The sequence below is a fragment of the Leptolyngbya sp. 7M genome (assembly GCF_018128485.1).
Window position 1 is genome coordinate 6,756,469 of the sequence record NZ_CP070897.1, and the last position, 12,106, is coordinate 6,768,574.

Consider the following 12,106-nt stretch of genomic DNA (forward strand, 5'->3'; position numbering starts at 1 on the left):
CGTATTTGTCCGGACAACTCTTTCCAACCACGCTTATCCTCGTTAGGCAAGGCTCGATGCGTATCCCGCACCTTCTCCGGATCCCCGCTTTCGCGCTTGCAGTCACCGCGTCTCCACTTGGCGCACAGAACGCACTGCCACCGGGCGTCTGGACCAATACCGAGGATGCCTACTTCGCCGAAGAGGAAGGGCGCCAGACGCCCGAATGGCGAGCCTTCGAGGCAACCGAGGATGGCCGCTGGCGGGCGATCGATGCCTACTGGGAGCCACTCGGCGAATGGCGCACGGACGCGGTGCCTGGGCTCACACGGGCCGCGAATGGCGGCTGGCAGGTTCTTCCCGCTCACCGTTGACTACCGCGAGAAGACCTCCGCCGCGGGCAAGTTTCCGGGCGGGTTCAAGAAGCGTGAGGGCCCTCCCAGCGAGAAGGAGATCCTCACCATGCGGATGATCGATCGCCCGATCAGGCCGCTCTTCCCCGACGGCTTCGTCGATGAGATCCAGATCCAGGTTTTCGTCATGAGCCACGACGGTGAGAACGACACCGACGTGCTCGCCGGCACCGCGGCCTCGGCCGCACTGGCCCTGTCCAACGCCCCGTTCGAGGGGCCCACCGCGACCGTTCGCGTCGCCCGGGTCCTCACCGACGACGGGCCGCGATTCGTCGTCAACCCCACCATCTCCCAGATGGAGTTCTCCGATCTCGACCTCGTGCTCGCCGGTCACAAGGACGGGCTCAACATGATCGAGGTCGGCGCGGCCGAGGTCAGCGAGGCGGACATGCTCGAGGCGATGCGCTTCGGGCAGGAGCAGATCGGGCAGGTGCTCGAGCTCATCGGCGAGCTGGTCGCCAAGGCGGGCAAGCCCAAGGTCCCCGGGGACTCCATCCTTCCGCCCGAGGACGTCACGGCCGCCGTCCGCGCCGCGGCCGAGAAGGAGCTCACCGAGATCCGCAAGATCAAGAGCAAGAAGGAACGCTCAGAGCGCACCGACGAGCTTCGATCGAGAGTCCTTGACGCCCACTTCCCGTTGAAGGAGGGAGGAACGTACGGCGAGTTTGCCACGAGCCTCAAGCGACGAACCCAGGCCAAGGAGGCCTTCCGTCGACTCGAGGAGAAGGTCACCCGCCGACTGATCGTCGAGAGCGGCATCCGCGCCGACGGCCGGGGGCCTCGCGATATCCGTCCGATCTCCGCCTCGGTGGGCGTCTTCGCCCGCACGCACGGCTCGGCCCTGTTCCAGCGCGGCGAGACCCAGAGCCTCATCTCCGTCACGCTCGGCACGGGCAAGGACGAGCAGATCATCGACGGCCTTCTGCCCGAGTACAGCAAGAAGTTCACCCTTCACTACAACTTCCCGCCCTTTGCCACGGGTGAGGCCAAGCGCATCAGCGCCCCGGGCAGGCGAGAGATCGGCCAAATGACACCACGGGATGCAAGTCCTTCATCAAGTCGGTTCGTGATAGTCAAAGTGGTCAAGATTCTGCCCATTTCGTTGTCTGGTGTTCTGCGTCGCATCTTTCTACTCCAACTTGCCCGAATTTCTTGCTAACTTAACTATGCCAAGTTTTTGGCGATATGAAAGCCGTGGGAAAGCCGCTAGCGCACCACCAATTTTTCTTCGCAGAACTGATGATTTTGATCCAGTGACCAACTGCGAGTCTCGGTCACTTTGCCCTGTTGTACCGAACTGATGATGTAAGAGTACTCGGCCCAGGCCAGTGTGCGATCGGTCTCGGACGGGATCGCTGGATGATCTGGATGGGAATGGTAGATGCCAATGATCTGTAAGCCACGATCGCGAGCCTGTTTTTGAGCCTGAAGCAGCATGGCCGGATCAATCCAGTACCGATCTCGACGCGCTGCTGTTGATGCATGACGAGACGATGCAATGCCTACCGACGCAAGATCAGCCGCGACCGCTTCACTCCAGGCATTCTCAGTTTCGATTAGGTCCATTAGCGTTTTTTGAATCTGGTCTGCTTGCTGCTGAATTACACCCAAGAGAATCCCGCAGCACTCTTCTGGGTAGGTACGTTCGGCGTGATGGTGCAGCGTTTGCAGGTGGTCTGGAGTCAGGTGCAGCGATAATTTCATGTATCTGAGTAAGCCGTTAGCTGCTGCTGCAAGAAGGCTAGCGTGCGTTGCCAAGCGTCTGCGGCGGCTTCTGGGTTATAGGCTTCGGGGCGTGAGTCGTTGAAAAAGGCATGGCCCGCATTGCCATACATGCGCACCTCGATGGTGCCCCCAGCTTGCTGAATGTCGGACTCTAGCTGATAGACTGCTTCGGGCGGCACCGACGGGTCCTGCTCGCCAAAAATTCCCAGTACCGGAGCCGAGAGCTTCGAGAAATCGGGCCTCACCTTGGGATGAATACCGTAAAAATCGACGATGGCTCCCACATGGTCACTCACAGTACCTGCCAACAGCGCTAACTGTCCGCCCATGCAGAACCCAACCACGCCCAGCTTTTTCTGCTTCACATCCGGGTGCTTCAACACGCAGCTATGAGCAAAGGCACTTTATTTGACAAAGTCTGGGACTTACATACGGTTGGCACCCTTCCTTCGGGGCAAACGCAGCTCTTTATTGGCCTACATCTGATTCACGAAGTCACCAGCCCTCAAGCCTTTGCCATGCTGCGCGAGCGGGGGCTGAAAGTAATGTTCCCCGAACGCACCGTGGCCACCGTCGATCACATCGTTCCGACCGACAATCAGGCTCGTCCGTTCAAAGACGAAATGGCCGAAGAAATGATGCAGGCAATTGAGCGCAACACGAAAGAAACCGGCATTACTTTCTACGGCATTGGTTCCGGCAATCAGGGCGTTGTGCATGTGATTGCCCCAGAGCAAGGACTGACCCAACCGGGCATGACGATTGCCTGCGGTGACAGCCACACCTCCACCCACGGAGCCTTTGGCGCGATTGCGTTTAGGATTGGTACTAGCCAAGTGCGGGATGTGCTCGCCTCCCAAACCCTGGCTCTCTCGAAGCTGAAAGTCCGCAAAATCGAAGTGAATGGCACGCTACCTCCGGGAGTTTACGCCAAAGACGTGATTCTGCACATTATCCGTAAACTGGGTGTCACCGGCGGGGTGGGCTACGCCTACGAGTATGCCGGCACCACCTTCGAGCAGATGAGCATGGAAGAGCGGATGACCGTCTGCAATATGTCGATCGAGGGCGGTGCTCGCTGCGGCTACATTAATCCCGATCAGGTGACGTTTGATTACCTTAAGGGGCGGGATTTTGCCCCGAAAGGCGCTGAGTGGGACAAAGCCGTGGAGTGGTGGACCAGCATTCGCAGCGATGCCGATGCCGAATATGACGATGTGGTGATATTCGATGCCGCTGAGATCGCGCCAACCGTAACTTGGGGTATCACGCCGGGACAGGGCATTGCAGTCAACGAACCGATTCCGACCCCGGACAGCCTTGCCGAAAGCGATCGGGAAATCGCCGAAGAAGCCTACCGCTATATGGATCTGGCTCCCGGCACCCCGATCCAAGGCACCAAAATCGATGTTTGCTTTATTGGGAGCTGCACCAACGGACGGATCAGCGACCTGCGCGAAGCCGCCCATTTCTACCGGCTCGATTCTGAGGCGCTAATGGCCTTGAACAAAGCGATTTTGCCTCAGGAGCAGGTGGCCTCGCTGGTGGATGGGGTTGAAGCCAAGGCATGGGATGAGAAGGTGCTGAAAAGCTACCTAGAAGCCGGTCAGCTCAAGGAAATTCCTGCCAGTCGCCGCAAACGATTAGTGATCCTAAAGTGGCTGGCGCGCCAGTTTGAGGAGGGCATTACGTATCCAGAAAAAGCTGTGAATCAAGTCATCCAACAATATCATCCCGATAGTGCCACCTTGCGCCGGGAATTGATTGGCTACCGCATGATGCAGCGGGACAAAGGCATCTACTGGCGCTTGCCTGAACATGAATGGCAAGAAACCGCCTAATGAAATCCAAGCCTTCGGCCTCAGCGTCATCTCGCCTGCGAATGACCTGCGAATGAGTTGTACAATGGTCGGTTGTACTTTTGCGCAAGAGCCTTGATAGAACGCTATACCTTGCCCGAAATGGGCGAACTGTGGACCGAACACTATAAGCTCAAAACCTGGCTGCAAGTCGAGATTGCGGTTTGCGAGGCACAGGCAGAACTAGGCTACATTCCCCAAGCAGCGGTGGATACGATCAAGGCTAAGGCAAACTTCGACCCACAGCGGGTGCTAGAGATCGAAAAAGAAGTCAAGCATGATGTGATCGCTTTCCTGACCAATCTGAACGAATATGTTGGGGATGCGGGGCGCTACATTCACCTGGGCATGACCAGTTCCGACATGCTAGACACAGCATTGGCGCTGCAATTGGTTGCCAGTTTAGATGTGATTTTGGGACAGCTCGAGCATCTAGTGCAGGCAATTCGCTATCAGGCTCAGCAGCATCGCGATACGGTGATGATCGGTCGCTCTCACGGGATTCACGCCGAACCAATTACGTTTGGCTTTAAGTTAGCCGGTTGGCTGGCGGAAGTGCTGCGGCATCGGGAGCGGCTCTGTATGCTGCACCAGCGGATCGCTGTGGGTAAAATCTCTGGCGCGGTCGGCACCTATGCTAATATTGACCCGCAAATCGAGGCATTGGCTTGTCAGAAATTGGGCCTAGAGTGCCTCTCTTGCCCGTTAGCCTCTGGGGCACGCAGGCAATCATCCCCAAAGGCAACAAGTTTCCCCAACCCGTACCCGTCACCGTCCGCATCGGTGAACTGATCACACCGCCCACCTCCACCAAACGGGAAGAACTCGAATCCGTGACTCACCAATGTGTCACCGCCATCCACGCTATGCATGAGCTAGGTAGATAATGACTCCTACCGCTTATCTCTTACACCAATGCTCACCGTAGCGAATTACCAATTCGCCGCTGGGAACAACCCTCATACAAGAAGGGATTCGGGTTGCATGGGCCGACGGTAGATTCAGTCCCACTCCCAGGGCAACCACGCTGCATCCTATCAGCAATCGAACATAGAAAAGTCGAGTGAAAGACATGGCACGAACTCTAGCTAGAGGATCTAGCTTGCTCGATGCCACTGCGCTAATAACCTTTTCTTAACTGTTTTTTAACCAGCTAAGTAGGTCGGTGGAATTTTTAATAGGATGCATTTCGACTGCGCTCAATGCTCAATCCCTGGCTACAAGGCGGGTTGAGCGCAGCCGAAACCCGAATCCATCAGCTAGCTTGATTTCATCCCTCCTACTTAGTCACCCAACCTGCGACCATTGACCCTAGGAGCCAGACCAGTCTTCTGCTGGCTGTGCTATTGTGACAAAAATTATTGAAAAAGGCTATCTCATGCAAGATTTAAGAGCTGAACTAGCTGAAATGATTGACGAAGCAGAATGGGACTGGTTGATTCCCCATGTGCAGCGAGATGCGGTAGTGATTGTAGATTCCACTCTAGATCTGGCCGATGTGGGTGTTGCCATTGCTAGCGATAATGTGCTGGCCGTGCAGCACTGGATCAGTGAACAGCAGCTCTCCAAGCCTTCAGCCGAACAGCTTACCGCCTGGGGGAACGACCGCACCCGTCGCTTTAATGCCTTAATTGTGCAGCCCTATGTTCTAGTACAAAACCTTATAGTACAAAACCTTTAAGCCTACCGTTCATCCCACTCGGCGGCAGCGTCTGCAACCGCCTGGTCAACCGTTTTCTCGCCTAGCATGGCGGCTTGCAGGTTGTCGTAAACCTACTGAAACGTATAGCACATCAGCCTCTTCATCGTAGTCCCACGTCACATCAGTCGGATTATGTAGAATTCTTACTGCGTCCATAAAGTAATTCTCCGTGTGGAGGGGCGATTTGTGAAATAGGCAGTCAAGATGAAACCATCATCAGCCGAAACTTCTCGGTAAGCAACCACTATAAATTTGCTGGTTAAAGGGGTTTGTGGATAGAAACGAATTGCCAGAAGTTCCCCAGTGTCTCCTGCTTGGATTTGCTCAGGTTTGGCGATTGTCTCTAGCAGTTTTTCCTGCTGATTAACTAATTCTGGATGACGAGTTGTGATGTGTTGCCAACGTTCATTGGTGAGACGAATTGGTACTCCATTGATAGAGGTAGTTGCTTGCATTAAGTTGGATTAACTGGCGTAGGGCTTGCAGAATCAAGGTTTGAAGTGGAATGTTGGATTGGGCTGCTTGTCGGATCAAGTCCTGCTCAAGATCTGGCGGTAGGTCGATCGTAATTTGCATAGTACATTCCCTTAATGGTTAACTATTTACTCTTTGGTTCAGATTGCTGCTCGTGGGTCATGTCCTGCCTCAGTTTGTGGCATCTCTAGTTTGGCAGAGCATGTTTGAGGATGCCAAAGGTTTGTGGGTGCAGGTAAGGCGTTCAGCTCAATCGATCCAGAAATTCAGCGTCAAAATACTCATGACTTCGCCTGGATTTGGACCGGGCAGCAGCGGACTCCAAGCTCCGGCTTCAGCAAAGTTTAAGCGGTGCAGTCGATGAATCACATGCAGCACGCCTCTACGAGAACCAATTGCCAATAGTCGAACCGTCTCGCGGGTTGGGTCTGAGGTGACTGTAGTGTCAACAGCGAAACGCACCGCAGGAGTATGGGTTGAATCCTCTAAGAAATATTTCTGCATAGAAGTGGACTGGATTTAGATGAAGTGACGTAATCCAACTGGATCACACTTACATCATACAGGATGTGATCCATCTGGTCTACATTTACCCAGTCATCATCCTCTGACACGATGGTTGGCGACACCTTCGCGAACAGAGCATGGGAAAAGCAGGACAAGCCCTCAAGCAAATACTGAGCGGATTGGTCAAATGGTCAAAGCAGTTAAAGACTACTCTTACATGGATCAAGCTCCACTGCAGGACATCGATATTCATGAAGGGCTGGAAAGTACCCTGATCATGTTAAGACATAAACTCAAGCAAGGCATTGAAGTGATCCGGCAATACGATCGACAGTTGCCTCGGATTACAGCCTATGGGAGCGAACTGAATCAGGTATGGACTAATTTAATTGATAATGCCATTGATGCGCTGGCAGCTTCCAATAAACAAGCTACACCAACGATTCAAATCCATACCCGGCGAGAAAACGAGACGATTCTAGTCGAAATTATTGATAACGGTCCGGGGATACCCGCCGAAATACGGTCACAGATTTTTGCGCCTTTCTTCACGACCAAGGGCGTAGGTCGGGGTACAGGATTAGGCTTGCATATTGCCTATCGAGTCATTGTGGAACAGCACCAAGGCGATTTGCGCGTTTCTTCAGAACCTGGCGATACTCGATTTCAAATCCGTTTACCAATTCGTCTTTGAATCTATTTCACGTCTGGCATCAGCATTGAGTTTGGCATAACCGTTGTTGACATAATTTTTAAAGGTTCTCCAGGCTCCCAAACACTAATTCACTGCTGCTGAAGCCATGCGGCGATGCCATCAGCCAGAGCATCAGCAAGGCGTTCTTGCTCTGCGGGATTGATGATCCACTCGAATTCATCGGGGTTGATCATGAAGCCCAGTTCCAGCAGAACCGCCGGGGCTACTGTAGGACGGGTGAGGGCAAGGTTATTCCAAAACACACCATAGGACGGGCGATCGAGGCTGGCTACTAAATAGTTGTGTAGGAAAACAGCCAGACTGTGGGACTGGGCATTGTACCAAAAGGTACCAATACCAGCCGTGTTGACGGCATCGCCATCATCGGGGAGAGCATTGTAGTGGAGGCTAAGAGCCAGCGTCGGTTCGGCTTGATTGATCAGGGCAGCTCGGTCTTGCGGATAGAGGTCAATATCGCCTTCGCGAGTCATGATCACCGTGGCTCCTCTGGCCTCCAGACGGTCGCGCAGCAGTTGGGAGACAATTAGCGCCACTTGTGGTCGGATGTGATCACCGCTGACGCTTTTGGAGCTTTTGTCGAAGGAAAAGGCCCCTATGATAAAGAGGTCGGAAAACGGCTTGTGAACCATATCTTCTCGGTCGGCAACACGATCGATCCCGCAGAGGCATACCGCAAATTCCGCGGCCGCGACCCGAAGGTCGAAGCCCTGATGAAAAAACGCGGCTTTCCGATTCCGTCAAAAGGAAACTAGCAAAATTCTGAAATTAACATGAGACGCAATGGTCAAATCAGGCTCGTTGCGTCTTTTCTTTCGGCGACCACGAGTCAAAAGCATCTGTTTACCTTGAGTCCTCAGATCGTGCATACGGCGATAAATATTGTTGGGATGAGAAAATACAGAACAAAGTTTATTTATTGGATCAGGAGAGAGGTCGAATTATAATCATCCCGAAGAGGAAAGCCTGTTATGGATTTCTATTTTTTGCTGTTCTCGCTCTTTTTCCCAAGGATCGTTTTGGTAATTTATTTGCTGCAAGGTTGGTACCCGGAAAATCTGGTGCCAAATTGGGCGGATATATTGCTTGGCGTTTTCGCCCCTAGAATCCTTATCCTGATCTACATCTATCAGAATATGGGTTACGAGAACATCTGGTTCGCGGCTCACCTTGTAGTAATGATACTTGCGTATTTCGGCGGCGGACGAGAAACGCAGCGGCGGCGGAACAGAAGCTCGAAGGAATAAAAGGAATGAGCGGTGCCGGACCGAATGAAGTTGTGAGCTTTCTCCTTACTCGACGTACGAACTAAGATAGTGCCCGCGCCGGCTCATCTATCCCTAATCTTCTTCCGGGCTCTATAGCTTCGGAAGCAACTCAATAAGTGCCGTCTCGCCGAATCGGTAGGTCTCATTGCAGAATCCGCAATTCATCACGGCTCCTTTGTCGTCTTTCAGCATTGAAGCGATCTCGGCTTTTCCTAACGAGGCGATCATATTCAATGCCTTTTCTTCTGAGCAAGAACATTCAAACCTGACCTGCCGCGATTCAAGAACCTCAAAATCGATCGCTCCGAGCGCCATACGCGCCAGATCTTCCGGAGTTGCTCCCTCCTTGATGGCTGCTCCAATTTATGACAAGTCCTACGGCAAAGCGAAAATTGCTACCCATGAGTTCATGGAGTATGAGAGCGAAAAACTGAATAAGCTGATCAAAAAACTAAAACAAGACGGCAACGATCAGATTGCCATTGATATTGGCTGCGGTACCGGCAGACACAGCTTTGTGATGGCACGGCATTTCAAAACTGTGTTTGCCTACGATTTTTCGCCCAACATGATCGATGAAGCCAATCGAATTCGCCGCGACCGGGAAATTCAAAATATCTGCTTTTTTGTCAATGATTTTGAGTATGAAAAGCTAATCGATGAGCAGCAGTTTTACGGAAAATGCGATCTGGTCGTCGCTAGCTTTGGTATGGGCAGCTTTGTTGAAGATAGCAACTCGATGCTGCGGCGTTTTTATGATTGGCTTAAACCGGGCGGCTATTTGTTTATTTCCTTTTATAATGCCAACTCAATTACGCTAAATGTTACCCCAACCTGGCGCGATTCTGCTTTAGTAGCACAAATTGATAAAGACAATAATTCATTGGAGGTTAACTTAACTCCGAAAACTAGATTTAACATTTTTTGTAAGCTGTTTGATACGGGTATCGAAGGTCCAATTAATCGCATCTTTAATGTGGATTCTATCAGCACCTATCCGATGATCATGGCGCTGTTGCCGAATAATTTGTTAGAAAATGAGTTTGCTCATGCGGCCTTTGTTGTTGCTGACAAAACCTTAGCCGAAAACAAAGCCGGACAAAACGGTTACTATGTGATCGTTACGGCCCATAAGCCCCCTCAAGCCACCAGCGGTTACAGTAATGTAGAACGAATTCTTCAGGACTTGAACGCTGAATATGAAGTGTTAGAGCATCAGCCAGTTTTGTCGATGGAGGATGTGAAGCGAGAGGTCGGTCCGTTAGCCAAATGCATTATCAAAACTCTTTTGATTCGCCATAAAGACACCGAGGAATTTGTTGCTGTTTTACTCCAATCCGAAAAGCGTCTTGATATGAATCGAGTCGCAGATTTATTAGGCGTCAATCGTTACCATATTCACTTTGCTCGCGAGAAGGAAATTCTGCAACTGAATCTTAAGAGAGAGTTCCAAAACGAAACGGGTGAAAGTCTTTAAGATGGACGTACACCATTCTGAATCCAGTCTTGTGAAGTCGGGTCGGTCTGGTGACCTCATGCAATAACCTGAAGAATGACAGGAGCGAATTGAGATATGACACAAGCAAAAGCTGGCGACACCGTTGCTGTACATTACACCGGCAAGCTGGAAGACGGGACGGTGTTTGATTCCTCAGAAGGAGGAATGCCACTAGAGTTTGCAATTGGCTCAGGGAATGTGATTCCGGGGTTTGAAGAAGCGGTGATCGGCATGAGTCCGGGAGATACCAAAACTGCTAAAATTCCGTCCGATGAAGCCTACGGTCCCTATTACGAAGAGCGAGTCCTCGTCGTGGATCGGCAGCAAATTCCGGCAGATTTACCTATTGATATTGGTGCCCAATTGCAAATTCAGCAGCAGGGCGGCATGGTGATCCCAGTCGTGATTACCGACATCACCGACGGGCAAGTTACCCTAGATGCCAACCATCCGCTGGCTGGAGAAGATTTGACGTTTGAGATTCGATTGGTTGCGATTAGCTGAGTGTTGGGAATTAGGAGTCGGGAGTCAGAATGGGGTAAAGGTGGAGTTAGCAGAAGTAGAGAATTAAATTCGGTGATTGAATTGCGAATGACCCATCTGTAGGCCAGATGCGTGCATTACAAAACGACTGGATTAATTTTGTCACTCTCACGCTAACTCTCAAGCAACTGGCCCCTATCAGAATCTGCCCTGATTCTAGTTCTGGCTTCTGGCTCCAAACTCTAGACGAAATCCGGATTCAGCTTCTGGCTTTTGACTTCTGACTTCCTGCTCAATTCTCCGTTGCCCGCCCTTTGTGCTCGATGCAGCCTTTCCCTCAGCCTATTGTTCAAGACCTGGTCCTAGTTGGCGGTGGTCATAGTCATGCGATCGCGCTGAAACAGTGGGGAATGCAACCCCTTGCAGGTGTCCGGGTAACGCTGATTAGCGATGTGTCGCATACTCCCTACTCGGGGATGCTGCCCGCCTATGTGGCAGGACTGTACGACTACGACGATTGCCATATTGATCAACCTTACAAATCCGAGGAGGAGTACAGGTCCTCGACAGCGAGTTGATATTCCGCGATCCGTGGATTGGCAACGATCCTACCGGCATTTCCTTTAACATCTTCAACCAGCGCTCGGTGCAGCGAGTCTTTGCGGGCGGTGCTCGCGATGTGGATTTACCGAACCGCAACACACCTTGGGTGCATCGGTTTGGCGGCGGTGTAGAGGTGTTTCGGCCAGTGGCTACCGACTTAACTCTGGCGCTTGGAGTTAACTATCAGCAGGTGTCGATCCATAATTCCGCCTTTGAACGTGACACCTTTGACCGGGATCAGCTCGGCGAACGGCTGATTGTCGGCTCTGATTTTGACGAGCTACTAACCGTCCAGTTTTCCGGCGAACTGAATCGTTTGGATAACCTCGATAGACCGCTTGATGGCGATCGGCTTCGGTTCGGAATTGACCAAGCCATACCGATTGGGGCTGCCAGTATCACCTACACGCGCCTTAGCGCCAACTACACCCACTTCCTCCCCCTCGATCTATTCGGTTTTACAGAAGGACCACGGACGCTCGTGTTCAATGCCCAAGCAGGGGCTATGTTTGGCGATGTGCCGCCCTACGATGCCTTCAGTATTGAGGCGGGGCCACTGGGTAGCTATGCCGGAGATGGTCTGGCTTCAGGCAGTCGATTTGCCCTCGTGGCAGCCGAATACCGCTTCCCGATTGTCAACTTCGAGCTACTGCGGCGCGATGTGAAATTGGGTGGCGCTATTTTTAGTGGTTTTGCTTCTACGTTGGGGTCTGCCGATGACGTGATTGGCGAGCCTTCCGTGAGTCGGCGCAAACCAGAAGACGGCTTTGTGTTTGGCCTAGGATTACGAGCTGACACTGATTTGGGCTTATTCCGGCTCGAATTCAGCATCAACGATGATGGAGCCAGTCAGGTCGTATTGACCGCCGGCGAAAAATTCTAG

At 52.3% G+C, this 12,106-nt stretch carries 19 protein-coding genes; 12 read left to right on the plus strand and 7 right to left on the minus strand.

The window, feature by feature from the left end:
- Nucleotides 1-56: 56 nt before the first annotated feature.
- The gene (locus JVX88_RS36465; RefSeq protein WP_211624006.1) at nucleotides 57-353 is read left to right on the plus strand and encodes a hypothetical protein; all 297 of its coding nucleotides are present in this window, start codon (nucleotides 57-59) and stop codon (nucleotides 351-353) included.
- Complete coding sequence (locus tag JVX88_RS36470; protein WP_211624008.1) at nucleotides 319-1,551, plus strand: hypothetical protein; 1,233 nt, start codon at nucleotides 319-321, stop codon at nucleotides 1,549-1,551. Before JVX88_RS36465 ends, JVX88_RS36470 begins: the two co-directional genes overlap by 35 nt.
- A gap of 47 nt (nucleotides 1,552-1,598) precedes the next feature.
- Here JVX88_RS36470 and JVX88_RS36475 read toward each other — a convergent pair whose 3' ends face one another.
- Together JVX88_RS36475 and JVX88_RS36480 are read right to left on the minus strand one after the other, a co-directional pair.
- A complete protein-coding gene (locus JVX88_RS36475) occupies nucleotides 1,599-2,096 on the minus strand; it encodes a Mov34/MPN/PAD-1 family protein (RefSeq protein WP_211624010.1) in 498 nt (165 codons plus the stop codon).
- Nucleotides 2,093-2,500 (minus strand): dienelactone hydrolase family protein, encoded by a 408-nt coding sequence (locus tag JVX88_RS36480; protein ID WP_225931302.1) that lies wholly within the window; start codon nucleotides 2,498-2,500, stop codon nucleotides 2,093-2,095. Before JVX88_RS36480 ends, JVX88_RS36475 begins: the two co-directional genes overlap by 4 nt.
- 6 nt (nucleotides 2,501-2,506) lie before the next feature.
- Here JVX88_RS36480 and JVX88_RS36485 point away from each other — a divergent pair, with 6 nt between their 5' ends.
- The 3 genes from JVX88_RS36485 to JVX88_RS36495 all read left to right on the plus strand — a co-directional run bounded on the left by JVX88_RS36485 (nucleotide 2,507) and on the right by JVX88_RS36495 (nucleotide 5,657).
- A complete protein-coding gene (locus tag JVX88_RS36485; protein ID WP_211624015.1) occupies nucleotides 2,507-3,958 on the plus strand; it encodes a 3-isopropylmalate dehydratase large subunit in 1,452 nt (483 codons plus the stop codon).
- A 93-nt stretch (nucleotides 3,959-4,051) separates the two neighbouring features.
- Nucleotides 4,052-4,768: a lyase family protein gene (locus tag JVX88_RS36490; protein WP_317134592.1), complete on the plus strand. Its 717-nt coding sequence runs from the start codon at nucleotides 4,052-4,054 to the stop codon at nucleotides 4,766-4,768.
- A 586-nt stretch (nucleotides 4,769-5,354) separates the two neighbouring features.
- The gene (locus JVX88_RS36495) at nucleotides 5,355-5,657 is read left to right on the plus strand and encodes a DUF2288 domain-containing protein (protein WP_211624017.1); all 303 of its coding nucleotides are present in this window, start codon (nucleotides 5,355-5,357) and stop codon (nucleotides 5,655-5,657) included.
- A gap of 45 nt (nucleotides 5,658-5,702) precedes the next feature.
- Here JVX88_RS36495 and JVX88_RS41595 read toward each other — a convergent pair whose 3' ends face one another.
- The 3 genes from JVX88_RS41595 to JVX88_RS36505 all read right to left on the minus strand — a co-directional run bounded on the left by JVX88_RS41595 (nucleotide 5,703) and on the right by JVX88_RS36505 (nucleotide 6,656).
- A complete protein-coding gene (locus JVX88_RS41595) occupies nucleotides 5,703-5,834 on the minus strand; it encodes a hypothetical protein (RefSeq protein WP_263975433.1) in 132 nt (43 codons plus the stop codon).
- Nucleotides 5,822-6,133 (minus strand): hypothetical protein, encoded by a 312-nt coding sequence (locus JVX88_RS36500; RefSeq protein ID WP_211624019.1) that lies wholly within the window; start codon nucleotides 6,131-6,133, stop codon nucleotides 5,822-5,824. The genes JVX88_RS41595 and JVX88_RS36500 overlap by 13 nt, the downstream gene beginning before the upstream one ends.
- 268 nt (nucleotides 6,134-6,401) lie before the next feature.
- Entirely contained in the window at nucleotides 6,402-6,656 is a 255-nt protein-coding gene (locus JVX88_RS36505) for a hypothetical protein (RefSeq protein WP_211624021.1), read from the minus strand.
- 190 nt (nucleotides 6,657-6,846) lie between these two features.
- On the opposite strand from JVX88_RS36505, the gene JVX88_RS36510 reads away from it, so the two are divergent.
- Nucleotides 6,847-7,353, plus strand: coding sequence for a sensor histidine kinase (locus JVX88_RS36510; protein ID WP_211624023.1), 507 nt, complete (start codon nucleotides 6,847-6,849; stop codon nucleotides 7,351-7,353).
- An 89-nt stretch (nucleotides 7,354-7,442) separates the two neighbouring features.
- Here JVX88_RS36510 and JVX88_RS36515 read toward each other — a convergent pair whose 3' ends face one another.
- Entirely contained in the window at nucleotides 7,443-7,907 is a 465-nt protein-coding gene (locus JVX88_RS36515; RefSeq protein WP_317134593.1) for an N-acetylmuramoyl-L-alanine amidase, read from the minus strand.
- A gap of 12 nt (nucleotides 7,908-7,919) precedes the next feature.
- Here JVX88_RS36515 and JVX88_RS40235 point away from each other — a divergent pair, with 12 nt between their 5' ends.
- Both JVX88_RS40235 and JVX88_RS36525 read left to right on the plus strand, forming a co-directional pair.
- Complete coding sequence (locus JVX88_RS40235; RefSeq protein WP_263975434.1) at nucleotides 7,920-8,126, plus strand: M3 family metallopeptidase; 207 nt, start codon at nucleotides 7,920-7,922, stop codon at nucleotides 8,124-8,126.
- A gap of 216 nt (nucleotides 8,127-8,342) precedes the next feature.
- Entirely contained in the window at nucleotides 8,343-8,618 is a 276-nt protein-coding gene (locus JVX88_RS36525) for a hypothetical protein (protein WP_211624030.1), read from the plus strand.
- Nucleotides 8,619-8,729: 111 nt separating this feature from the next.
- Here JVX88_RS36525 and JVX88_RS36530 read toward each other — a convergent pair whose 3' ends face one another.
- A complete protein-coding gene (locus tag JVX88_RS36530; protein WP_315875389.1) occupies nucleotides 8,730-9,002 on the minus strand; it encodes an Hsp33 family molecular chaperone HslO in 273 nt (90 codons plus the stop codon).
- On the opposite strand from JVX88_RS36530, the gene JVX88_RS36535 reads away from it, so the two are divergent.
- The 4 genes from JVX88_RS36535 (at nucleotide 8,989) to JVX88_RS36550 (ending at nucleotide 12,106) form a co-directional block, all read left to right on the plus strand.
- Nucleotides 8,989-10,116, plus strand: coding sequence for a methyltransferase domain-containing protein (locus tag JVX88_RS36535; protein WP_211624034.1), 1,128 nt, complete (start codon nucleotides 8,989-8,991; stop codon nucleotides 10,114-10,116). The two genes, JVX88_RS36530 and JVX88_RS36535, sit on opposite strands and share 14 nt — an antisense overlap.
- A gap of 96 nt (nucleotides 10,117-10,212) precedes the next feature.
- A complete protein-coding gene (locus tag JVX88_RS36540; RefSeq protein WP_211624036.1) occupies nucleotides 10,213-10,641 on the plus strand; it encodes a peptidylprolyl isomerase in 429 nt (142 codons plus the stop codon).
- Nucleotides 10,642-10,943: 302 nt separating this feature from the next.
- On the plus strand, nucleotides 10,944-11,198 hold the full coding sequence (locus JVX88_RS36545; protein ID WP_211624043.1) for a hypothetical protein: 255 nt from the start codon (nucleotides 10,944-10,946) through the stop codon (nucleotides 11,196-11,198).
- On the plus strand, nucleotides 11,195-12,106 hold the full coding sequence (locus JVX88_RS36550; protein WP_211624045.1) for a BamA/TamA family outer membrane protein: 912 nt from the start codon (nucleotides 11,195-11,197) through the stop codon (nucleotides 12,104-12,106). The genes JVX88_RS36545 and JVX88_RS36550 overlap by 4 nt, the downstream gene beginning before the upstream one ends.